The following is a 22627-nucleotide window of genomic DNA, read 5'->3' as shown; positions in this document are numbered from 1 at the left end:
TTCCTCGCGGGCGCGCCCACGCCGATCCGTGCTCAGGTACGTGACGACGAACCCGGGGAAGGTGCGCGAGGCGGAGCGGTACCTCCCGGACGGCTCGGTGGAGCGGCTCGACTTCGACTACACGGAGATCCAGGCCGACGGACTCGGTCCGATCGCGGCGCGGGGGGCCCGCGAGGCGTACCGCCACGCGGACGCGCCGGTCCTCGTCGACGACGCGGGGCTGTTCGTCGAGGGGCTCGACGGCTTCCCGGGCCCGTACTCCTCGTACGTCGAGGACACGCTCGGGATCGAGCGGGTCCACGAGATCGCCGCCGACCTCGACGACCGCCGCGCCGCCTTCCGCTGCGTGCTCGGCTACTGCGACGGCGAGGGGTTCGCGGCGAGCCCCGACCCCGTCGACCGAGGGGACCGCGACGCGGCCGCGGCGGCGGGGCCGGACGGCGAGGGCGACGGCGGATCGGACGGGACCGACGCGGAGCCGCTCCCGGTCAAGCTGTTCGAGGGGTACGTCCCGGGCCGGATCGTCGCGCCGCGGGGCGACGGCGGGTTCGGCTACGACCCGATCTTCGAACACGACGGCGAGACGTTCGCGGAGATGGACACCGACCGGAAGAACGCCGTGTCGCACCGCGGGCGGGCCTTAGCGAAGTTCGCTGAGTGGTACGCGGACCGCTGAAGCTCGCCCCGTCGAGCCGCGGACGACGACCGAGTCGGGACCGACTCAGGCCGCGGCCGCGATCGCGTCTGCGAGGAGGTCGGCGCCGAGGTCGATCTCGCGTTCGGTGACGTCGAGCGGCGGGAGGATCCGGAGGACCTCATGGCCGCACGCGAGCGTGAGGAGGCCGCGCTCGAACGCGTTCTTCACGACCGCGTCCCGGCGCTCTTTGGTGTCGAACTCGAGGGCGCACAGCAGCCCCTTCCCGCGGACGTCGTCGACCGGGTCGAGGTCGGCGTCGCGCATCGTTTCGATGAACTGCCGGCCGCGGACGACGGCGTTGTCGGTGAGGTCCGCCTCCTCGATCGCGTCGAGCGTGAGCGCGCCCTGCGCGGAGGCGATCAGGTCGCCGGCGCCCCACGTCGAGGAGAGGCGGCCGGTCTCCTCGGGGAACACGTCGCCGCGCGAGACGGTCGCGCCCACGCGCAGCCCCTTCGCGCTCGCGATCACGTCGGGGTCGTACGCGTAGTGGTCGGACCCCCACATCTCCCCGGTGCGACCGACGCCGGTCTGGATCTCGTCGGCGATCACCGTGATGTCGTGTTCGTCGGTGATCGCCGCGATCTCGTCGGTGAACGCCTCCGAGGGGAACCGGTAGCCCCCCTCGCCCTGGATCGGTTCCATGATGAGGTAGGCCACGTCGTCCGGGTGGACGGTCCCGCGCTCCGGGTCGAGCTTCCTCCGGAGCCGCGAGACGCCGTCCGCGAAGAAGCCGCACGAGCAGGTCTCGGGCGAACAGGTGCGGTCGTCGCAGAACGGGACGTCGGTCACGCCGCTCACCTCGGGGAAGTCGCGGCGGTAGACGGACTTCGATCGGTTGAGCGAGAGCGCGCCCAGCGTCCGGCCGTGGAACGCCCCGTCGAAGGTGATCGCGTACGTGGCGCCGTCCGAGGCGTCGTAGGCGATCTTGACGGCGTTCTCGACCGCCTCGGCGCCGGAGTTCGAGAGGAAGACGGTGTCCATATCGTAGTGACTCGTCAGGTCCGTCAGGCGGTCCATGAGCCCCGAGGCGCCGGGTATCCCGTCGTCCGGCGAGGGGCCGCCCGCGGCGTAGAAGTCCTGTCCCGCGATCTTCAGCGGGTCGACGAGGTCGAACTCCGCGAGCCGGTCCATCACGAGCGGGTTGTTGTACCCGAGCGGCGCGGCGGCGACGTGGCTGGTGAAGTCCATGAGGACGTTGCCGTCGACGTCGGTACAGAAGGGGCCCTCGGCGGGGGCGGTGCGGTCCCAGACGAACTCGTAGACGTAGGTGCTCGGCGCGGCCGACTCGCGGTGGTACTCGACCCACTCGCGGGCGCGCTCGCCGGGGAGGTCGTCGACGGCAGGCGTGGCTGTGTCGCGGTCCATGCGCAACGATCGCGCCCGGGCGAAATAAATCCGGGCGACCGCGGGGAAGTCGGGGAGACATCCGACGTCCGTTCGCTCGCCCTCGTCCGGGGTAGAGACCGGATCCGTCGGCGCGACGCGTCGAAACGCGTGTTCGGTTCGGACACGAGTCGAGACGTAAAATGTGGTAAAGTACCATAATACGGAAAATTTTTATAGAATCGCAATCATACATACGCCTGCGTTCGAGGTGGTCAGCAATGCCCATGCTCGAACCGGCGAACACGTGGACGCAAGGACTCGACTTCCCGAGCCGACTGTTCGAATCCGGTAGCAACGACTACCAACTGTACGAGGAGGACGGCGAGTTCGTCCTCTCGGTCGAGCTTCCGGGGTTCGACCCCGCGGAGATCACCGCCTCGTGGAACAACGGCGTGCTCAACGTCGCCGGCGAACACGAGGACGAGACCCGGGGGGCCCGCCGGACGTATCACCGGCGGTTCCGCTTCCCGAAGGCGATCGACGAGGAGGGTATCGAGGCCGAGTACCGGAACGGCATCCTGACGGTCCGACTCCCCGTGACCGTCGAGGACGCCGTCTCCGGCACGGAGATCGAAATCGAGAGTTAACGCCGATCCCGTCGGTTTCGCCGGCCGTCTGCCGGCCGCCTCCGATCCGTTTCCCCGTCCGTTTTTCGCCGTCCGCGCGTTCCAAGACGGCCGGTCGCGTCGACCCAGCACGCCTTTGGGTTCCCGGCGCGACGGGCGAGACATGAACCGCGAGGAGTTCGCCGCCAGCATCGACCACACCGTCCTCGGTCCGGAGACGACCCCGGCCGACGTGCGAACCGTTCTCGACGAGGCCGCCGATCACGGGATGAACGCCTGTATCCCGCCGTGTTACGTGTCCGAAGCGGCCGAGTACGAGAACGCGCCCGAAACGATCGCGACCGTGGTCGGGTTCCCGCACGGCCAGCACGCCCCGGCGGTCAAGCGGGACGAGGCGGTCGCGGCGTGGGAGGACGGCGCCGACGAGGTCGACATCGTGATCAACGTCGGCCGGCTCAAGGCGGGCGACGACGGCGCGGTGGCGGACGAGCTCGCGGACGTCGTCGCGGCCGTCCCGGTCCCGGTGAAGGTGATCGTCGAGACGGCGCTGCTCGACGACGCCGAGAAGCGTCGCGCCTGCGAGGCCGCCGTCGCCGCCGACGCCGACATGGTGAAGACCTCGACCGGCTTCGCGGACGGCGGCGCGACGGTCCCCGACGTGGAGCTGATGAGCGAGTACCTCCCGGTGAAGGCCTCCGGCGGCGTCGCCTCCTACGCGGAGGCGACCGCCATGCTCGACGCCGGCGCCGTCCGGATCGGCGCCTCCGCCGGCGTCGACATCGTCGAAGGGTACCCCGAGTGACGGAGCCGCTCGCCGTTCTCCCGGCGTGAAAATACGGTCGGACGGATTTATAATCGGAGCGCGTACGGGAGGCCATGAGCCACCAACCGGGATCGCAACGCTTCGACCTCGACGCGGCGTTCAAGGCGTTCGGCGCGGTCGGAATCGCCATCTCCGTCGCGCTCATCGTCGGCGTGCTCGCCCTGACGGATCCGTTCGGAGAGTACGTCACCGCGTCGCCCGCCGTCTTCGGTACCCTCCTCTCGACCGCCCTCGTCGTCGCGGTCGGCTACACGACGTACGCGCTCCGCCGACGCTGACGAGGGACCCGCCTGCCGAGGTCCGGCCGCGACGCCGGGAAACATAAACCGCTCGCGGGCGGAGCGACGCGCATGACCGACGAGTCGACCGACGAGGCCGTGGAACGCTTCCTCGACCGAGCGGCGGCGGCGCTCGACGACTACGACGAGGGGTACGCGGACGCGGACGCGACGCTGGCGACCCTGCGCACGCACGTCGACGAGCTGTCGGCGGGCGTCGAGGGGAGCGAGGACGGAGGGAGCGAGGGCAGGGGGAGCGAGGACGGGGGGAGCGAGGAAGAAGAGAGCGAGGACCGGGAGGGGTAGCGCGCGACCGGCTACGGGTCGGCGCCGATCAGTTCCCGGACGCGGCCGACGTACTCCGCGAAGGCCGCGTCGCCGCGCTCGCGAGGGCGCTCGACGTCGACGTCGACCACCTCGCGGACGCGACCCGGCTCCGCGGCCATCACGACGATTCGGTCCGCGAGCGTCACCGCCTCCGCGACGTCGTGCGTGACGAAGAGGACCGTCTTGCCGGTCGAGGCCCACACGTCGAGCAACTCCCGCTGGAGCATCTCGCGGGTCTGGGCGTCGACCGCGCCGAACGGCTCGTCCATGAGGAGGAGGGCCGGGTCGACGGCGAGCGCCCGGGCGATGGCGACGCGCTGTTTCATCCCGCCGGACAGCGATTTGGGATAGGCGTCGCGAAACTCCGTCAGCCCGACGAGGTCGAGCATCTCGTCGACGCGCGCCTCGCGCTCGGCGGGCGAGCGGTCGCTCCGTTCGAGCCCGAACCCGACGTTCTCCGCGACGGTGAGCCACGGGAACAGGTGGTACTCCTGGAACACCACGCCCATGTCGGTCGTCGGCTCCGTGACCCGGGTGCCGTCGAGCAGCACCCGACCGTCCGTCGCCTCGGTCAGTCCGGCGACGATCCGGAACAGCGTCGTCTTCCCGCAGCCCGACGGACCGACGAGACAGACGAACTCCCCGTCCGCGACCGAGAACGACACGTCGTCGAGCGCGCGGACCGGATCCCCGTCGCCGTCGCCGGCGTACGTCTTGCCGACCCCGTCGAGGGCGACGCTCGCCTCCCCCGGGGACGGAGCCGCGCTCTCGTTCACGCCCGCCATACCAACACCCGCCGTTCGACCGCGCGGAACGCCACGTCGACGATCAGGAACATCAGGCTCAACACGAGGATGTACGCGATGGCCCGGTCGACGCGGAGGTTGTTGCTCGCGCGGATTATCTCGCGGCCGACCCCGGGGACGCCGAATATCTCCGAGGCGACGACGAGCATCCAGCACCGGCCCAGTCCGGTCCGGATCCCGGTCATGATCCCCGGCATCGACGCCGGCAACACGATCGACCGGACCGCGTCGAGGTCGCCGCGGACGCCCAGCGTCCGCCCCACGTCGAGGAGGTCGTCGCTCACGCCTTCCACGGCGCCGTACGACGCGTAGAAGTTGATCCAGAAGGCGCCGACCGCGATGATGAAGGCGGCGCCCCAGTCGTTGATCCCGAACCACGCGATCGCGAAGCCGATGAGCGCGAGCGGCGGCACCGGTCGCAGCGTCCGGACGAGCGGCGCCGTCAGGTCGTCCAGCAGGCGGCTCCACCCGAAGGCGACGCCGGCGGCCACCCCGAGCCCGGTCCCGGCGATCGTCCCCGGGACCCAGTGGCGGACGCTCTGACGGAGCGCGGTCGTCATGTCGCCGGACGCGAGTTCGCCGACGAACGCCCCGCCGACCGCGACCGGCGAGGGGAGGACGAACGGGTCCTGCGTGAGCGAGGCGGCGTGCCAGACGACGAGGAAGCCCGCAATTCCGGCGGCCCCGCGGAGCAGCCGGCGGCGGTCGCCGAGCCCGACGCTCGCGAACGCCCCGCCGTCGCCCCCGACGCGCGGTCCGGTTTCGGTCGCCATCAGAGCGAGTCGTACACCTCGAGGTCGAATATCGCGTCGGTCGACAGCGGCTCGTCGATCTGCCCGTTACCGGCCGCGAACTCCGAGAACACCTGCGTCGCCTCCGTGATCTCGTTGGGGTCCGTGATGAAGTTCGACAGCGGCGAGTCGAGCGCGTCCCGCGCGCGGTCGGCCGGCATCCCGATCCCCTCCTCGACGTGGGACGCGGTCGCGTCCGGGTTCGCGTCGATGAACTCGGTCGCGCGGACGTGCTGTTCGAGGAACTGCGCCGCGAGCGGCGAGTCTCGGACCGCATCGCTCATCAGGGTGACCGCGGCGGGCTGGCCGGGGAGGACCTCGGCGGCGGTCCGGAGCATCGTCACGGACGACCCCTCGGCCTGCGCGATGGTCGGCACCGGCTCCATGATCGATGTGCCGTCGATCTCGTCGTTGGCGATCGCCTGCCACACCGCGCTCGCGCCGTTGATCTCGAGGATCTCCACGCTGTCGTTCTCGGCGGGGTCGACGCCGACGTCGCGGAGCCAGTACCGGAGCAGCACGTCCGGGACGCTCCCCTGCGGGAACGTGCCGAACGTGAACGGCTCGCCCCGCTCCTCCGCCCACGTCGCGAACGCGTCGGCGCCCTGCCGCTCGAACGTCTCGTGGAACGACTCCTCGGCCATGATCCCCATCGGCTCGCGGATGTTCGCGGCGGTCACCTGCGCGGCGATCCCGCGATCGATCGCGATCATCGCGGGAACGATCCCGAACATCGCGACATCGATGTTCCCGCCGCCGAGCGCCTGAACGATCGCCGGCCCGTTGCCGAACTCCTGACCGGTGATCTCGGCGTCGATCTCCGAGAAGTACCCCTCGCCCTCCATCACGTACCACTGGAGGTCGGGGTAGATCGGCATATGTGCGACCGTCAGTTCGTCGAGTCCGCCGCCGTTTCCGCCACCGAGACAGCCGGCGAGGCCGACCGTCGCAGTTCCGCCCGCGGCCGCGAGGAAGGACCGTCGCGACGCCGTCCGCGCTGATTCGTACACGTGTACGCGAAGACCCTTACGGGTAACACCCTCGCGTCACCAGCAACAGACGCGCATTCCGGTGACGGCGACACGCGGAGAATTACCCGTCTCAGACGCTCTTGGGCGCTCTTAGCCACTCTTTGACGTATTTTCTCGATCGGTTTTCGTCACCGATAGACGCAATTGTTGCTCCCATCGTCCCGTCGGCCGGAATCGCTCCGTGGGCGGCGGTCAGGCCCCACCGACCGCGTCCTCGTCGAACAGTCCCAGGTCCTCGGCGACGAGGTCGGCGAGGCGGTCTTTGATCGCGGGATCGACCTCGGCGACGGACTCGCCGTCGTGTTTCTGGGCGTTGTGTTTCTCGAGCGCGTCCGCGAGGTCGTCGAGGGGCACGCGGGTCTCCGTCTCGCACTCGTCGCACACGATCGGGACGGACGGCTCGTCGGTGGACATGATCCGTACGATCTCCCGTGGCGGATATATGCCTTCGGGGGCCGGGGGCGGCGCCGCCGGGTCCCGGGGTCGGTCCTGCTCCGGCCGACGCCGCCAACCGCCACCGTCTACTGGGCGCGCCGCGACGCTCCGTCATGGACGTTCTCGTGACGGGAGGCGCCGGCGGGATCGGCGGCGGGGTCGCGCGATCGCTCGCGGCCGCCGGCCACGACGTGCTCGGCGTCGACCGCGACGCCGAGGGGCTCGCGGCCCTGCCCGACGCGGTCGAGACCGCCGCGGTCGACCTCCGGGACGAAGCCGCAGTCCGAGACCTGCTCGCGGACCGCCCGCTCGACGCGGTCGTCTCCTGCGTCGGCGGCTACGAGATCGCGGCGATCGAGGACACCTCGGCCGAGGCGTTCCGCCGGCAGGTGGAGACGAACCTGACAGCGGTCCACGCGACCGTTTCCGCGGCGCTGCCGACGCTGCGCGAGCGGGGCGGCCGCGTCGTGGTCGTCGGGTCGATGGTCGGGTCGGTGGCGCTGCCGTACCACGGCGCCTACAGCGCCGCGAAGGCCGGCCTCGATGCCTACGTCGACGCGCTCCGCCGAGAGGTCGGACCTCGGGGAGTCGCCGTCGCGCTGGTCGAACCGGGGCCCGTCCCGACCGGCTTCAACGAGCGAGCCGCCACGGCGGTCGAGGCCGAGAACGGCGAGGCGACGGGCGACGAGGGGCCGAGCGGCGAGGGGCCGTACGCCGACGCCTACCGCGCGTTCGAGGGGTACTCCCCGGCGGCGACGGACGTCGAGACGGTCGTCGAGCGCGTGGTGACCGCGACGACTGCGGACCGGCCGGGGACCCGGTACCGCGTGAGCCGCCGGGCGCGGTGGCTGCCCCGGCTCGCGCGCGTCCTCCCGGACCGGGTGTACGACCGACTCGTCCGAGCCGGACTTCCCGGCGGGCTCCTGTGGCGGCTGCTCCACCGGTAGCCGTCTCGCGGCGGACGTCTCCCGCGGGGCGCGCCGCGGCGAGTCAGTCGTCCGCCGCGCCGGACGACGCCCCCTCGGACTCCTCCGGGTCGTCCGCGCTCTCGGCCTCGGACTCCGCGTCGGCCGCCGCCGTTCCGTTCCCCTCGGCGTAGAACTCCTCGGGCGAGGCGTCGATCCGCTCGAACTCGCCGAAGTCGCGCTCGTGGTGGCGGATCATCTGCTCGACGATCCACGCGCTGTACCGCTCCGAGTAGCCCCAGTCGGCGTCCGCGTCGTCGACGTCGAACCGGTCGTCGGTGGCCAGCGCGGCGTACAGGTGGTAGAAGCCGAGGACGACGTCACCGAAGTCCCGCGCCTCGCCGCCGATGTCACGACGCTTCTCGGCCAGCTCCTCGCGGCCGGCGTCGGTGAGCGCGAAGTACTTCCGGTCGGGCTCGTCGTCGCGCTCGACGCGCTCGGCGACGCCCTCCTCCTCGAACTTGTAGAGGATCGGGTAGACGGAGCCGTAGGAGGGCTCCCAGTGCCCGCCGCTTATCTCGGTGATCTCACCGAGCAGCTCGTACCCGTATCGGGGACGCTCGTCGAGCAGCTCCAACACGAGATACGAGATCAGTCCTTTCGGCGGGCCGCTTTTCCGCATCGTCTCCATCTTTCGGGGTCGCGTCGAAAGGGTTTCGATCACGGCGACTCCGGGGCCGCTCGGCCGGAAGCGACGTCGTCCGAACCGGTTTCCCGGTGCGAACGACGCCGGATCGTGGCCCCAGTTCCGACGGACGGATCCCGCGACCGTCCCCCCGTTTCCGGTCTACGGGACGACCCGCAAACCCCTAAGTCGCGGGGCCCGAACCCCGAGTATGGTCGAGGCTCCACAGACCGCCGAAGGGTGGTTCTCGCTACACGACTTCCGCTCGATCGACTGGGACGCCTGGCGCGAGGCGCCCGAGTCCGAACGGGAGCGGGCTATCGAGGAGGGCGAAGCCTTCCTGAAGCACCGCGAACTGGTCGCAGACGCCGACGACGGCGAGTCCGCGCTGTTCTCCGTGCTCGGGCACAAGGCCGACCTCCTGTTCCTCCACTTCCGGCCGGCGCTCGACGACCTGTCCGCGATCGAGCGCCGCTTCGAGGACACCGCGCTCGCGGAGTTCACCGAACGGGAGACCTCCTACGTCTCCGTCACCGAGGTGTCCGGGTACGTCTCCGACGACTACTTTGAGGAGGGCGCCGACGCCGTCGACGAGGGGCTCCGCCGGTATATCGAGGGGAAGCTGAAGCCCGAGATCCCGGACGACGAGTACGTCAGCTTCTATCCGATGAGCAAGCGCCGCGGCGAGGAGCACAACTGGTACGACCTCGAGTTCGAGGAGCGCGCCGAGCTGATGGCGGGCCACGGCGAGGTCGGCAAGGAGTACGCCGGCAAGATCAAGCAGGTGATCGCCTCCTCCGTCGGCTTCGACGACCACGAGTGGGGCGTCACGCTGTTCGGCGCCGACCCGACCGACATCAAGGACATCGTCTACGAGATGCGGTTCGACCCCGCCTCCTCGCGGTACGGCGAGTTCGGCGACTTCTACGTCGGCCGCCGGTTCCCGCCGCGCGACCTCGACGCCTTCCTCGCGGGCGGGACGGTCCCGACCGGCCGCGTCCCCGAGGCGGACAGCGCGGGCCATCCGCACGACGAGGGCGGCGGCCACGGCGAGGGCGGCGGCCACGGCGACCACGCGCACGGCCGCGATGAGGGGCACGACCGCTCCGGCGCGGGCGGCGGCTCGGCTCACGGCGACCATCCGCACGGCGAGGAGGCGACCGGCGGGGAGGGCGACCATCCGCACGGCGAGGGCGACGGTCACGGCGACGAGGGAGGCCATCGCGACGGCGATGGCGGTGACGGCGTCGACGACGCCGACATCCGCGGCGAGCTCGCGGACCTCGACATCTACGCCGGGAAGCCCCACGGCGAGGACGTGTACGCCACCGTGCTGTACAGCGAGGCCGACACCGACGCGCTGTTCGACGAGGTCGAGGGGCTCCGCGGCAACTTCGACCACTACGGCACCCACGTCAAAACGGCCGTCTACGAGGGCCGCCACACCGACCGCGCCGCAGTGGTCTCGATCTGGGACACCGCGTCGGCGGCCGAGACCGCTGCCGGGTTCCTCTCCGAGCTGCCCGACATCGTCGCGCGCGCCGGCGAGGAGTCCGGCTTCGGCACGATGGGAATGTTCTACACCGTCAAGCCCGACTACCAGACGGAGTTCGTCGAGACCTTCGACGACGTCGGCGAGCTGCTGGGGGAGATGGACGGCCACGTCGAGACCGACCTGATGGTGAACGTCGAAGACGAGAACGACATGTTCATCGCCAGCCAGTGGAACGCGAAGGAGGACGCGATGGCGTTCTTCCGCTCCGACGAGTTCTCCGAGACCGTCCAGTGGGGCCGCGACGTGCTCGCGGACCGGCCGCGGCACGTGTTCCTGGCGTAGTGCGACTGAACGTGCAGAATAATTTATAAACAGTCTACGGAGGATCGGCGGCGAACACCGCCGAAGCCCCAGCCGGGATGGCGGCGGACGCTTGCTGTCGTTCGAGACGCCGAAGGCGTCTCGTGATGACGAGAGAGCTTCGCTCTCTCGAACCACGCTCCTCGGTCGCTCACTACGTTCGCTCCCTGCGGTGCTTACATCGCCTCCGCCGCCATCCCGGCTGCCCCTTCGAGTCCCGCCCCGCACAGCACCTCACGCCTCCCCAGCCTCGCGGCTCCCTCCGCTTCGCTCCGGTCGCCGCGTCCCTCGCGCGTGCTGCTCGGCCGCGAGGCGGCCTCGCAGGCACGCGCCGCCGCCCCGCAGTCGCCTATTTATAGACCGTGTCGCCGTCGCGTCGGCGTGTCTGTCGACTCCGTTCCCCTCCGCCGACCGCCGGGTTTTAGGTATCGCTGCGGCGAACGGACGGCCATGTTCGACACCATCGTGGTCGCGACCGACGGCTCCGACAGCGTCCGGCGGGCCGTCTCGGTCGCGGTCGACGTGGCGGCGCGGTTCGACGCCGAGGTCCACGCGGTGTACGTCGTCGACGCCGGCGAGGTGGAGTCGTCGCCGGACACGGTCCGCGACGACCTCCGCGACGCCCTCGACGATCAGGGACGCGACGCCCTCGACCGCGTCTCCGACGCCGCGCACGACCGCGACGGCGACCTCGACGTGACGATCGAGGTCCGCGAGGGGCGCCCGGCCTCGGAGATCGACGCGTACGCCCGCTCGGTCGACGCCGACCTCGTCGCGATGGGCACGCGGGGGCGCCACGGCGAGAACCGCTTCCTCATCGGCTCCGTCGCCGAGCGCGTCGTCCGGACCTGCCCGGTCCCGGTGTTGACGGTGCGACAGCTGACCGACGAGGACCCGCGGCGCACGACGATCTGACGGCCGCGCGACCGCCCACCGCGACGGCGACGCCGCGCGACCGCCCCGAGAGCGGCGGAGTTTTCCGGCTGCCGCCCGCCTCGACGGTATGGACGACGACCTCATCGAGACGGGGGACGCCCCCCGCTCGCGGTACACGAAGCTGCCGGGGACGGGGTTCTTCTACCCCGACTCGCTGGACGACGAGCGCGCCGAGCGGCGGGCGCGAGAGGCGATCGAGGGCAGCGAGGCGGTCGTGATCGCCGACGGCGACGCCGACGGCCTCGCCTGCGCCGCGATGATCCGCGAGGCGTACGACGCCGCGCTCGACGTCGCTCCCTTCGAGGACGCGATCGCGGCGCGGCTGGCGGAGGGCGAAGACGAATCGGACGAAACGGCGGAAGCGGACGCGGAGGACGACGACCCCCTCGCCGACGCCCACGCCGAGTCGCCGGTCGGGCTGCTCTCGGCGGGCCCGTACTCGATCGACACCGCGCTCGAACGCGTCGCCGAGCATGCGGACGACGACGTCGATCTCTTCGTCTGCGACCTCTGTCCCGACGACTACGAGTGGATTGCGGAGCCGCTCGAGACGCTCGCGGAGTCGACCGACGCGATCCGCTGGTTCGACCACCACCAGTGGGACGACGCGACCGCCGCCGCGGTGCGCGAGGCCGGCGTCGACCTCGTCGTCGGTGACTCCGACGAGGAGTGTACCGCCGACGTGACGCTCCGGTCGCTGGAGCACGCCTTCGACGACCGGTGGACCGAACTCGCCGAAGTCACCCGCGACCACGACCTCTGGATCAAGGAGGACCCCCGGTCCGACGACCTCGCTGATTACTCCTACTGGGCCGGCACCGAGGAGTACGCGGCCGTGATCGGTGCGTACGGCGTCGACCTCCCCGAGACGGTGCGGTCGTTCGTCGCGGAGCGCCGGGTCGAGAAGGAAGCGCGAATCGACCTGGCGGTCGACCGCGCGGTCACCCACGAGGTCGGCGGCTGGCGCGTCGCGGTCACCTACGGCCGCTGCTCGCAGAACGAGGTCGCGGAGCGGCTGCGCGAGGCCGGCGCCGACGCCGCCGTGGTCGTCAAGCCCGCCGGGTCGGCCTCGATCCGCGGGTCCGACGACTTCCGCCACGCCCACGAGGTCGCCGGACGGGTGAACGGCGGCGGCCACCCGCAGGCGGCGGGCTGTAAGCCCGACATTTACGACGACATGCTGGATTACGCCCACCACTGGAGCACCGAGGGACAGGCGTGTAAGCGCGTCATCCTCGCGGCGTTCGAGGCGGTCGCCGAGGAGGTCGCGGCCGAGGGAAGCGACGGCGATGCCGCGGGCGAGGCCGCCGAGTAGGAACCGCGAGAGGGTCCGCTCGTCGCCTACGAGGAGGACGGCGACATCTCGATGTTGAGGCTCTTCTGGACCAGCTGCGTGAACGCCATCGAGCAGAGGAAGTACCAGAGGATCCACATCTGGATCGGTCCGACGATCCCCGTGTCCCAGGTGACGGTGCCGGCGAGCGGGACGACGAGCGCCTGATCCGCGACCGCCGGGTACGCGGCGGTCGACCCCCGATAGCCGATCACCCAGAACATCCAGAGGAACGCGGGGATGGTGAGGAACATGATCCACACCATCGGGCGGAACTGCTCTTTGAACATGCCGAGCTGGTCGCCCATCGCCTCCATCTGCTCTTCTTGTATCTCGTCGAGCGCCTCGTCGTCGTCGCGCTTTTCGGCCTCCTTCCGGCGCTCCTGAATGTCTTTCATCCGGTCCTGATACGCGCTCATCTTCTCCATGTCCATGAGCCCGGCGCGGAGCAGCGTCGAGTACAGCCCCGTCGCGAGCGCGATGACCATGATCACGACGTAGAAGGGGACGACGTTCAGGAGGGGGCCGAGGACGACGTCGATGGCGCCGGCGATCGCGTTCCGGACCGGGCCGACCGCGTAGCCGACGAACGCCCCGAGCGTCGCGAGTCCAGCCAGCTTGTCCCATTTCGACCAGCTGGTCGTCTCGGGCGTCTCCACGTCGCTCCCGCCGGAGTCGTCGTCTCTCATGCCGGCCTCGATACCCTCGCGGTCGGCCAGCGCGAACCCCTCCTCGCCGTCGATGAGGATCTCCTTCTCGATGAGCCGACCCCACTGTCCGCTCGTGATCTCGTCGCGAACGTCGACCCAGCGCACCTCGCCGCCGCTGGCGTGTTCGAGGACAGTTTCGAGGGCGTCCCGCATCTCGCCGTCCTCGCGGACCAGCGAGCGGACCCGCCGTTCGACTTTGCTCATTAGCGGCCGATTGGCGGTCGACGGTTAAGAACCTTGTAGGATCGCCGCTCGGATCGACCCTCGACGCCGCGGATTAACTCTCGACGACGTCGGAGATTCGGTCGAAGACCTCGTCCGGGGTCGCCTCGCCGTCGACCTCGACGAGGACTCCCTCGTCGCGGAAGTGGTCGACGACGGGCTCGGTGTTGTCGTAGAACACTTGGATGCGCTCGCGGGCGGTCTCCTCGGTGTCGTCCTCGCGCTGGATCAGTTCGCCGCCGCACTCGTCGCAGACGCCCGCTTCCTCGGGGGGCTGAAAGTCGACGTGGTAGTTCGCGCCGCAGTCGTCGCACACGCGGCGGCCGGTGAGCCGGTCGACGAGGACCTCCTCGTCGACGTCGAGCAAGATCACGGCGTCGAGGTCGGTGATCTCCGAGAGGTACTCGGCCTGGTCGAGGTTACGCGGATAGCCGTCGAGGACGAACCCGTCGGCGTCGTCGAGCGCGGCCTGAACGATCTCGTTGACGACCGGGTCGGGCACCAGTTCGCCCGCGTCCATGAACGACTTCGGCGTGCCGTACTCCGTCTCCATCTCCTTGTTCGCGCGGAGCGCGTCGCCGGTCGTGACGTGTTCGACGCCGTACTCGTCGGCCAGCTTCGCGCTCTGCGTCCCCTTTCCGGCGCCGGGCGCCCCCAACAGCAGAATTCGGTGACTCATACCGGAGCGGTCGCGGGCCGCGCGTAAAGGCTTGAAGATTCCGGCGAGCGAGGGGCGGCGGGCTCTCAATTCCCCCCGCCCTCGTCGGGCTCGTCTCCGGCATCATCGTTGAGTCGGAGCCCCATCTCCAGCTCGAAGCTCTCGGCGTCGGAGGTCTCGAAGCCGATCTTCTTGTACAGCGAGACCGCGGCGCGGTTCCAGCGCTCGACGGTGAGCCACACCTTCCGGACATCGTTCGCCTGTCCGTGGCCGAGCAGCGCGCGGATGAGGTGCGTCCCGATCCCGGCGCGCTGGTACTCCTGGTGGACGAAGATCGCCAGTTCGTAGGCGTCGTCGTCCGGGACGAGCGTCGCGTGGCCGGCCGGCTCGTCGCCGCACCAGGCGATCACGTTGTAGCAGTCGTCACCGAGGATCGCCTCCAGCCACTCGCGGATGCGTTTCTCGCCGCCCGGCGGAATCCCCTGTGCGCGGTCCGCCGGGTCGAAGGTGTCGTACATCTCGACGAGCGACTCGCGGGCCTCGTCGTCCCCCTCGTACGGTCGGATCTCGATCTCGCGGTCCTCGCGGTCGGTGAACGCGGTCGGCGGCGGCGGGAACTCGTCCGCCACCGCGTCCGGGTACCCTCCGTCGCTCATCTGACCAGCGTGACCGAGGTCTTGGCGTTCAACAGGACGAACTCGGCGATCGACCCGATCGTGATCTTCCCCATCGGGCTGGTGTGGCCGCCGCCCAAGACGATCTCCTCGAACCCCTCCGTCTCCGCGATCTCGACCAGTCGGCTCCCGGGGTCGCCCTCGACGCGTCGCACCTCGGCGTCGATCCCGGCCTCGTCGACCGCCTCCCGGGCGCGTTCCAGCACGTCGTCCGGGGCGACCGACGAGTCCTCGTTGTCCACCACGGCGACCGTCAGGTCGTCGTTCGCGACCGCCGCGCGCTCCACCGTCCGGTCGAGCGCGCGGAACGAGTCGTCGCTGCCGCCGATCCCGCAGAGCACCTTCATGTGCCACCCCTTCACCCGACGATACAAAAGTGGATCTCTGGGGCCGGGGGGCGTCCGGGGAGGGTAAGGCCGAACGCGTGACGCCCCGAGCGGCCCGGGAGAAAATGTTTTGACAACCGTTACAATATAATTTATGAAAAATGATTAATAATGAATCACCTTCGGACGAGACGGAATGGCAGACGACTCAGAGCCAGCGGACGAGACGGACGGGACGTCCAGACGCACGTTCATGAAGGCCACCGGCGCCGCGACGGCGACGGCGGCGGTGGGAGGCGGCGCGAACGGCGTCGCCGCGCAGACCGGGACGGACGTTGAGTCGCTCCTCGCCGAGATGTCGCTCCGCGAGAAGGCCGGACAGATGACGCAGGTCGCGATCGGTTCCTTCGAACCGGAGCCGGAGGGGTCGAACGTGCCGGACAACTTCGAGGTCGACACGGTGGGCGAGCTCTTCTCCGAGCTCGCCGTCGGGTCGGTGCTCTCCGGGGGAGCGGTCCCCCCAAGTTTCGACGGAAACGAGGTGGTCAGCGGCGTGAACGCGCTTCAGGAGTACAACGTGGAGAACGCGCCAAACGGGATCCCGTTCCTGTACGGCGTCGACGCGACGCACGGGAACGACCTGCTGGAGGGCGCGACGGCGCTCCCGCAGCGGATGAACATGGGGGCCGCCCGCGACCCCGACCTCGTCGAGGAGGCGGAGCGCCACACCAGCCGGTCGGTGGCCGCGATGGGCGCGCACTGGACGTTCGCCCCGACGACGGACCTCCAGCGGGACCCCCGGTGGGGACGGTTCTACGAGGGGATCAGCGAGGACCCGCTCTTGGAGGGCGACATCTCTCGGGTGCGGGCCCGGGCGCTGGAGGACGACCCCCGGATGACGGCGTGCGTCAAACACTTCGCGGCCTACTCGGTGCCGAACAACGGCAACGACCGGGCGCCGGCCAGCACGTCGCTCCGCGACCTCCGGACGGACCTGCTGCCGCCGTACCGGGAGGCGCTGGAGGCCGAGCCGGGGACGGTGATGGTGAACAGCGGCGCCGTCAACGGGAAGCCGGCGCACGCGTCGCACTGGCTGCTGACCGACGTGCTCCGGGAGCGGTACGGGTTCGAGGGCGTGATCCTCTCCGACTACGACGACCTCAACCGGCTCATCACGAACCACGACTACGTGAGCGACTTCCGGACCGCCACGAAGCGGGCCATCAACGCCGGCGTCGACATGTACATGATCGGGAACGGCGGGAGCGCCCCCGGCCCGGGGCAGTACATCGACACGCTCGTGAGCCTCGTCGAGGACGGCGAGATACCGACCGAGCGCGTCGACGAGGCGGTGCGGAACATCCTCGAACTCAAGGCCGACCTCGGGCTGTTTAGCAGTCCGACCGTCGACGAGTCGCGCATCGACTCGACCCTCGGCGGCGCACAGGCGGCCTCGGAGCGGCTGGCGAAGGAGTCGCTCGTGCTGCTGGAAAACGAGGACGACGCGCTCCCGCTCTCGGGGGCGGAGAGCGTGCTGCTCACCGGCCCGGGGATCGACGGGAACGGCAACGACACCCGGGCGCTGATGCAACACGGCGGCTGGACGCTCGGCTGGCAGGGGCCCGCGGCGGGCGGGCCGTTCCCCCGACAGAACCTGCTCGTCGACGAGCTGCGAAGCCGCGTCGGCTCGCTCACGCACGTCCCCACCTCGTTCGACAACGGGACGTGGTGGGCGGGACAGGGGACCGGCGGGAACCAGCAGAGCGACGAGAACGGGGACTTCGCGTTCACCGACGAGCAGGAGTCGGCGGTGCGCGACGCCGCGCCGGACGCCGACGCCGTCGTCGTCGTCCTCGGCGAGGGGCCCCACAACGAGGGGTTCGGCGACCGCGACGAGCTCGTGCTCGACGAGTCCCAGCAGCGGCTCGTCGACGCGGTCACCGAGGCGGCGCCCGAGGAGACGCCCGTCGTCGGCGTGATGTACGCGGGGAGCCCGCGCGGCTCCGTCGAGACGTTCTCGCAGCTCGACGCGCTCCTGTTCGCGGGCGAGCCGGGGAGCGACGCCGGCGTGGCCGTCGCGGAGACGCTCGTCGGCGAGTACAACCCCTCGGGGCGGCTCGCCTTTACGTGGCCGGGCAACGCCGGGACGCCCGTCGGGACGACGCCGGTCCCTCTGAACCGGTACTCGCCGACGTCGACGGGCGCGACGGACAACGGCCCGCTGTACGAGTTCGGACGCGGACTCAGCTACACGAGCTTCGAGTACGGCGAGGTCTCGCTCTCGCGGTCGAGCGTGGCCGACCCGAGCGAGACCTCCGAGCTCACGCTCAGCGTGGAGGTGTCGAACGCGGGCGACCGGGCCGGCGAACACGTCGTCGACGTGTTCAACACGCAGTCGTACGGCACCGTGCTCCAGCCGATCCGGCGGCTGGTGGGCTACGAGCGCGTCCGGCTCGCGGCCGGTGAGACGACGACCGTCGACGTGCCCGTGGACCTGAGCGCGTTGGAGGTCGTTCCGGGCGACGTCTTAGCGGTCATGCCGAAGACGGTCGAGGCCGGCGAGTACGAACTGACGGTCGGGCCGGACGGCCCCACGGCGACGCTGACCGTCGAGAACGGCGCCAGCATAACCGACGACAGGCCGGTTCCGGGGCGGTACGACATCGACGGCGACGGCGACGCGACCTTCGCGGACGTCGCGGCCCTGTTCCGCGCGGTCCGGGGTGGCGACTGATGGGCGCGATCCGCGCTCGCCGCCTGGGCGCGCTCCTGTTCGCCGTCGCGGTGGCTGCGGCCGCGGCCTCCGGCGCGGCGGTCGCCTCCGACCACGGCGTCGCGGTCGGGCCGGAGAACGCGACGGTCGACGCGAACGGGACGGCGACCGTCCCGGTGACGCTCAGCCGCGCTCCCGAGGGGGTGTCCGGGTTCGACCTCACGCTCGCGGTCGGGAACGAGTCCGTCGCGACCGTTGCGAACGCGAGCGTCGCGGCCCCCGTCGACGACGTCGCGAACGTCTCGCTGAGCGACGACGGGGAGACGGTCAGGGTCGCCGGGATCGACGGGACCGACGCGGTGGCCGATAACGCCACCGACGTGCGGCTCGCGACGGTGACCGTCCGGGGCGAGGCGCCCGGCGAGGTGCGTCTCACCGTCGTGGCGGTACACGGCCTCCAGTCCGACGGCGGAGACCCGCTCGCGGTGCGGACGGCGAACGGCACCGTGACCGTCGAGTCGTCCGCGGCGGCCACGGACGGGTCGACGCCGGGCTTCACCGCCGTCGTCGCCGTGCTCGCGGTCGTCGCGACGGCGCTCGCGGCCGTTCGGCGGACGGCCTGACCGCCCTCGTCCGGCTGACGGCCTGACCGTCCCCGTCGCCCGCGGTCGACGAGGCGGTTCAGGGAGGGCGGGAGTCCGGAATCGGGCGGCCGTATCGAAACGGGGTCGAACAAAATTTACTTGAGCGAACCCGCGTGGTATCGACCCGACGGGACGATGCCAGACACAGACGAGATCCGTCGGCTGCTCGAACGGTACGGGTTCTCCGAAGCGGCCGCCGACGCGTACCTGGCCGTCGTCGAGCGGGGCTCGGCGACGGTCAGCACGGTCGCCGACGCCGCCGACATCTCGACGAGCCACGTGTACGACATCTGCGACGAACTCGAGGCGAAGGGGTTCGTGACCGTCAAGAGCGACCGGACACCGACGGTCCTCCGCGCGGTGCCGCCGGACCGGGCGTTCGACTCGCTGCGGTCCGACCTCGACGCGCTCCAGTCCGCCGTCGACGACCGGTACCAGCGCCCCGGGACGGCCGACGAGGAGCTGTCGGTCGTGAAGTCGCGGTCGACGATCATCAAGCGGCTGCGGTCGTACATTCGGGCGGCCGACTCCGAGGTCGTGCTCCAGCTGCCCGCGCGGCGCCTCCCGGAGATCGCCGACCCGCTCCGCGACGCCCGCGACCGCGGGGTCCTCGTCCTCCTCTCGCTGTGCGGCGACGCCGCCCCCGACGCCGAGACGGCTCCGGCGACCGGCGCGCCCTTGGAGGGCGTCGCGAGCACTGTTCGCCTCGCGCAGCCGGGGATGCCGTCGCTGCTCTCGGTCGACCAGGAGCGCGGGTTCGTCTCCCCGGCCACGATGCTGGGGTGGGACCACGACGACACCCGCGCGATCACGTTCACACAGCCGGACATCGCCGCCATCCTGGTCGGCTCGTACCTCGGTAACTACTGGCCGCTGGGCGAAGAGCTCCTCGTTTCCCGTCCTCCGGACCTGCCACGGACGTTCGAGCGGTTCCGACCGGCGGTGTTCACGGCCGCCCTCCACCGACGGTCCGGCCGCTCGGTCGACGCCGAGTGCTACCTCAGGGAGACTGGCACCGAGGAGCCGTTCGAAACGCGGCGGGGCGAGGTCGTCGAGGTCCGGCAGAACCTCCTCGCGCCCAGCAGCAGCGACTTCGGGTTCGAGAACTCGCTCCGGATCGACTTCGGCGAGGAGACGGCCGAGGTCGGGGGATACGAGGCCTTCCTAGAGGAGTACGAGACGAAGCGAACGACGCTGCGACCGGCGTGATCCGCCTCGTTCGGGCGCGACCGACGCCGGCTCACCGACAAGGCTTTTGTCCGCCCGCGGGGTTTCGAACGTATGAGCGACCACACCGGTCCGGCGGCCGAGGACGCCGACGGGACCGGCGACTCCGCCGCGGACCGGTCTCCCGCCGAGGGCGACCGCGACCCCGGTCCCCGGCCCGGCGACGAGACGAACGAGGAGACGCCGACCGCGGATTCGGACGCGACCGACGAACCGAACGAGGAGGCCGCGACTGACGACGGACCGGACGACGCCGACGACGTGCCCCGCGACGTCCGCAAGTACGAGCGGTTCAAGAAGATGGACGGGGCGCGCTACGAGCGCGTCAACGAGTTCCTCCGCGACCGGACGTACGTCACGGCTCGCGAGTGGGCGATCGCGCGTCTGTGCGCCGACTTCCGCACCGAGACCGGCGTCGAGATGACGAAGATCGGCGAGAACCTCCCGCAGCTCGTCCCGTTCATGACCGACACCTACACGCCGCAGGCGGTCAATCAGGCGCGTTACTCCTTCGAGGAAAAGGTGACGAAGGCGGGCGCGACGTTCCTCTACGGCGCGATGTCCGGCTTCTTCACGGCCGAGGACTTAGACGAGATGATGTACGAGGTGACGGAGGTCGCGAAGTTCCTCCTCGAAGTCGAGGGCGTCGACCTCGCGGTCGCCGACGAGCTGGAGGCCGAAGACAAGATCAGCGAGGTGATGCGCGAGGTGCGCGCCTCGTCGGCCGACCTCCGCGGCGAGGAGGTCCGCTGTCCCGAGTGCGGCCACGTCCACAGCCCGACGGAGGAGTGACGATGGACCGCTTCCCGGAGGCGTTGGACGCCACGCCGGACCCGACGTTCGTCGTCGACGGCGACGGCGTCGTCCGCGCCGGGACGCCGAGCGTCGAGACGGTGTTCGGGCTCGACCCGGACGGCCTCTCGGGGCTCTCGGTGATCGACGTGTTCGAGGACCCGACGGATCTGAACCGCGACGGCGCCGCGTCGATCGCGACCCTCGATGGCGGTCCGGGCGACGGCGACCACGGGACCGTCGGGGAGACGACGGACGACGAGGGGTCGGGGGACGCCTCCCCGGATACCGTCGCGGCGCTGATCGACGCGGTGCGCGCCGGAGAGTCCCGGTCGCTGGCCGACGGGTTCGAGCTCGTCGTGCGCCGCGGCGACGGCGTTCCGGTCCCGGCTCGCGTCAGCGTCGGGGCCTTCGATCTCGACGGCGATCCGTACGCGGTCGTCACCGCGATAGACGTCTCGAACGAACGGACGCGGCAGCTGGCGCTCCAGCGCCGCACGGAGACGCTCGAGTCGCTCCACGAGGCGACCCGAGAGCTGCTGAAGACGACCGACAGGGAGGCGGCGGCCGAGGCGGCGGTGGCGTACGTCGACGACGTGCTCGGCCACCCGCTCGCCGCGATCTGGCTGTACGACGAACGACGGGACGCGCTCGAACCGGCCGTCTGGACCGATACCGCCGAGGCGGTGGTCGGCGACCACCCGACGTTCGACGCCGACGGACGGAGCATCACCTGGGAGGTGTTCGAGAACGGCGAGCCGACCTACGTGTCGGACGTCGGCGACGAACCCGACCGATACGACGACGACGCGACGATCCGCAGCGAACTCATCGTCCCGCTCGGCCGGTACGGCGTGTTGAACGTCGGCGCGACCAGCCCCGACGCCTTCGACGACGCCGACCTGGCCGTCGCGCGCATCTGGGCGGCGACGGTGACGATGGTCCTCGTCCGCATCGAGCGGGAGCGACAGCTCCGGCGGCGCGAAGCGGAAGTGGTCCGCGAGCGCGACCGACTCGAGGAGTTCGCGAGCCTCGTCTCGCACGACCTGCGTAATCCGCTCAACGTCGCCGCCGGCAACCTCGAGATCGTCACGGAACGGCTCGCGGACGAGTCGATAGACGTCGCGGAGCTCGGCACGGTCGAGCGCTCGCTTGACCGGATGGACGCGCTCATCGAGGACCTGCTCGTGTTGGCCCGACAGGGGGCCGGCATCGACGAGACCGAACCGGTCTCACTGGCCGACCTCGCCGCGGAGTGCTGGGAGACCGTCGACACCGAGTCGGCGGCGATCCGGGTCGAGACGGACGCGGTCGTCACCGCGGACCGGAGCCGCCTGCGGCAGGCGCTCGAGAACCTCTTCGTCAACGCGATCACGCACGCGGGACCCGAGGTCACGGTCTCGCTCGGAACGCTCGCCGACGGGGACGGCTTCTACGTCGCTGACGACGGGCCCGGAATCGGTCCCGACGACCGGGAGTCGGTGTTCGAGGCGGGCGTGACGTCGGAGCCGGGCGGGACCGGATTCGGACTGAAGATCGTCGCCGAGGTCGCCGAGGCGCACGGCTGGACCGTCGAAGTAGTCGAGAGCGAGACCGGTGGCGCCCGGTTCGAGTTCCGCGGCGTCGACGTCGACCCCGCCGAGACGGACGACGAGTAGGCGGCCCGCGGTTCGGCGGGGTCCGTCACGGCGGAGCGATCCGGTCAGTCGTCGGTGAGGGCGATCCGGTCAGTCGTCAGTGAGGGCGATCCGGTCAGTCGTCAGTGAGGGCGATCCGGTCAGTCGTCAGTGAGGGCGATCCGGTCAGT

General features: G+C 70.5%; 24 protein-coding genes. 14 read left to right on the top strand and 10 right to left on the bottom strand.

Annotated elements, in window-relative coordinates; translation table 11 throughout:
* Positions 1-28: 28 nt before the first annotated feature.
* On the top strand, positions 29-676 hold the full coding sequence (locus BM286_RS02900) for a non-canonical purine NTP pyrophosphatase (RefSeq protein WP_092920087.1): 648 nt from the start codon (positions 29-31) through the stop codon (positions 674-676).
* Between the two features lie 45 nt (positions 677-721).
* Here BM286_RS02900 and BM286_RS02895 read toward each other — a convergent pair whose 3' ends face one another.
* Positions 722-2062, bottom strand: coding sequence for an aminotransferase class III-fold pyridoxal phosphate-dependent enzyme (locus tag BM286_RS02895; protein WP_092920086.1), 1341 nt, complete (start codon positions 2060-2062; stop codon positions 722-724).
* Positions 2063-2307: 245 nt separating this feature from the next.
* On the opposite strand from BM286_RS02895, the gene BM286_RS02890 reads away from it, so the two are divergent.
* From BM286_RS02890 to BM286_RS02875, 4 genes are all read left to right on the top strand, one after another.
* On the top strand, positions 2308-2670 hold the full coding sequence (locus BM286_RS02890; RefSeq protein ID WP_092920480.1) for an Hsp20/alpha crystallin family protein: 363 nt from the start codon (positions 2308-2310) through the stop codon (positions 2668-2670).
* A 142-nt stretch (positions 2671-2812) separates the two neighbouring features.
* On the top strand, positions 2813-3451 hold the full coding sequence (gene deoC / locus BM286_RS02885; protein ID WP_092920085.1) for a deoxyribose-phosphate aldolase: 639 nt from the start codon (positions 2813-2815) through the stop codon (positions 3449-3451).
* Positions 3452-3525: 74 nt separating this feature from the next.
* The gene (locus BM286_RS02880; RefSeq protein WP_092920084.1) at positions 3526-3750 is read left to right on the top strand and encodes a hypothetical protein; all 225 of its coding nucleotides are present in this window, start codon (positions 3526-3528) and stop codon (positions 3748-3750) included.
* 72 nt (positions 3751-3822) lie between these two features.
* Entirely contained in the window at positions 3823-4056 is a 234-nt protein-coding gene (locus BM286_RS02875; RefSeq protein ID WP_092920083.1) for a hypothetical protein, read from the top strand.
* A gap of 11 nt (positions 4057-4067) precedes the next feature.
* Here BM286_RS02875 and BM286_RS02870 read toward each other — a convergent pair whose 3' ends face one another.
* The 4 genes from BM286_RS02870 to BM286_RS02855 all read right to left on the bottom strand — a co-directional run bounded on the left by BM286_RS02870 (position 4068) and on the right by BM286_RS02855 (position 7119).
* Positions 4068-4862, bottom strand: a complete 795-nt coding sequence (locus BM286_RS02870) for an ABC transporter ATP-binding protein (protein ID WP_092920082.1) — start codon at positions 4860-4862, stop codon at positions 4068-4070.
* Positions 4850-5656 (bottom strand): ABC transporter permease, encoded by an 807-nt coding sequence (locus BM286_RS02865; RefSeq protein WP_092920081.1) that lies wholly within the window; start codon positions 5654-5656, stop codon positions 4850-4852. Before BM286_RS02865 ends, BM286_RS02870 begins: the two co-directional genes overlap by 13 nt.
* Positions 5656-6684, bottom strand: a complete 1029-nt coding sequence (locus BM286_RS02860; protein WP_092920080.1) for an ABC transporter substrate-binding protein — start codon at positions 6682-6684, stop codon at positions 5656-5658. The genes BM286_RS02865 and BM286_RS02860 overlap by 1 nt, the downstream gene beginning before the upstream one ends.
* Before the next feature lie 213 nt (positions 6685-6897).
* On the bottom strand, positions 6898-7119 hold the full coding sequence (locus tag BM286_RS02855; protein WP_092920079.1) for a hypothetical protein: 222 nt from the start codon (positions 7117-7119) through the stop codon (positions 6898-6900).
* 134 nt (positions 7120-7253) lie between these two features.
* Between BM286_RS02855 and BM286_RS02850 the strand changes: the two genes are divergently transcribed.
* Positions 7254-8087: an SDR family NAD(P)-dependent oxidoreductase gene (locus BM286_RS02850; protein ID WP_174548980.1), complete on the top strand. Its 834-nt coding sequence runs from the start codon at positions 7254-7256 to the stop codon at positions 8085-8087.
* Positions 8088-8130: 43 nt separating this feature from the next.
* On the opposite strand, the gene BM286_RS02845 is transcribed toward BM286_RS02850, so the two are convergent.
* A complete protein-coding gene (locus BM286_RS02845; protein WP_092920478.1) occupies positions 8131-8727 on the bottom strand; it encodes a PadR family transcriptional regulator in 597 nt (198 codons plus the stop codon).
* Between the two features lie 214 nt (positions 8728-8941).
* Between BM286_RS02845 and BM286_RS02840 the strand changes: the two genes are divergently transcribed.
* From BM286_RS02840 to BM286_RS02830, 3 genes are all read left to right on the top strand, one after another.
* Positions 8942-10567, top strand: a complete 1626-nt coding sequence (locus tag BM286_RS02840) for a heme-binding protein (RefSeq protein ID WP_092920078.1) — start codon at positions 8942-8944, stop codon at positions 10565-10567.
* Between the two features lie 468 nt (positions 10568-11035).
* Complete coding sequence (locus tag BM286_RS02835; RefSeq protein ID WP_092920077.1) at positions 11036-11500, top strand: universal stress protein; 465 nt, start codon at positions 11036-11038, stop codon at positions 11498-11500.
* 88 nt (positions 11501-11588) lie between these two features.
* The gene (locus BM286_RS02830; protein ID WP_092920076.1) at positions 11589-12836 is read left to right on the top strand and encodes a DHH family phosphoesterase; all 1248 of its coding nucleotides are present in this window, start codon (positions 11589-11591) and stop codon (positions 12834-12836) included.
* A 26-nt stretch (positions 12837-12862) separates the two neighbouring features.
* On the opposite strand, the gene BM286_RS02825 is transcribed toward BM286_RS02830, so the two are convergent.
* The 4 genes from BM286_RS02825 to BM286_RS02810 form a co-directional block, all read right to left on the bottom strand.
* Positions 12863-13768: a DUF106 domain-containing protein gene (locus BM286_RS02825; protein ID WP_092920075.1), complete on the bottom strand. Its 906-nt coding sequence runs from the start codon at positions 13766-13768 to the stop codon at positions 12863-12865.
* A 73-nt stretch (positions 13769-13841) separates the two neighbouring features.
* Positions 13842-14465, bottom strand: coding sequence for an adenylate kinase (locus BM286_RS02820; protein ID WP_092920074.1), 624 nt, complete (start codon positions 14463-14465; stop codon positions 13842-13844).
* Positions 14466-14530: 65 nt separating this feature from the next.
* A complete protein-coding gene (locus BM286_RS02815; protein ID WP_092920073.1) occupies positions 14531-15100 on the bottom strand; it encodes a GNAT family N-acetyltransferase in 570 nt (189 codons plus the stop codon).
* On the bottom strand, positions 15097-15465 hold the full coding sequence (locus BM286_RS02810; RefSeq protein ID WP_092920072.1) for a universal stress protein: 369 nt from the start codon (positions 15463-15465) through the stop codon (positions 15097-15099). Before BM286_RS02810 ends, BM286_RS02815 begins: the two co-directional genes overlap by 4 nt.
* 175 nt (positions 15466-15640) lie before the next feature.
* Here BM286_RS02810 and BM286_RS02805 point away from each other — a divergent pair, with 175 nt between their 5' ends.
* From BM286_RS02805 to BM286_RS02785, 5 genes are all read left to right on the top strand, one after another.
* Entirely contained in the window at positions 15641-18178 is a 2538-nt protein-coding gene (locus tag BM286_RS02805) for a glycoside hydrolase family 3 N-terminal domain-containing protein (RefSeq protein ID WP_092920071.1), read from the top strand.
* Positions 18178-18780: a PGF-CTERM sorting domain-containing protein gene (locus BM286_RS02800; RefSeq protein ID WP_092920070.1), complete on the top strand. Its 603-nt coding sequence runs from the start codon at positions 18178-18180 to the stop codon at positions 18778-18780. Before BM286_RS02805 ends, BM286_RS02800 begins: the two co-directional genes overlap by 1 nt.
* A gap of 156 nt (positions 18781-18936) precedes the next feature.
* Positions 18937-20010 (top strand): TrmB family transcriptional regulator, encoded by a 1074-nt coding sequence (locus BM286_RS02795; RefSeq protein ID WP_092920069.1) that lies wholly within the window; start codon positions 18937-18939, stop codon positions 20008-20010.
* 72 nt (positions 20011-20082) lie between these two features.
* The gene (locus tag BM286_RS02790; RefSeq protein WP_092920068.1) at positions 20083-20820 is read left to right on the top strand and encodes a DUF5806 family protein; all 738 of its coding nucleotides are present in this window, start codon (positions 20083-20085) and stop codon (positions 20818-20820) included.
* A complete protein-coding gene (locus tag BM286_RS02785) occupies positions 20817-22478 on the top strand; it encodes a sensor histidine kinase (RefSeq protein ID WP_092920067.1) in 1662 nt (553 codons plus the stop codon). The genes BM286_RS02790 and BM286_RS02785 overlap by 4 nt, the downstream gene beginning before the upstream one ends.
* The last annotated feature ends 149 nt before the right edge of the window (positions 22479-22627 follow it).

The organism is Halorubrum sodomense (assembly GCF_900111935.1).
Classification (GTDB): domain Archaea; phylum Halobacteriota; class Halobacteria; order Halobacteriales; family Haloferacaceae; genus Halorubrum; species Halorubrum sodomense.
Note: the sequence above shows the minus strand (reverse complement) of the source record. Positions and strands in the feature narration are given on the sequence as shown.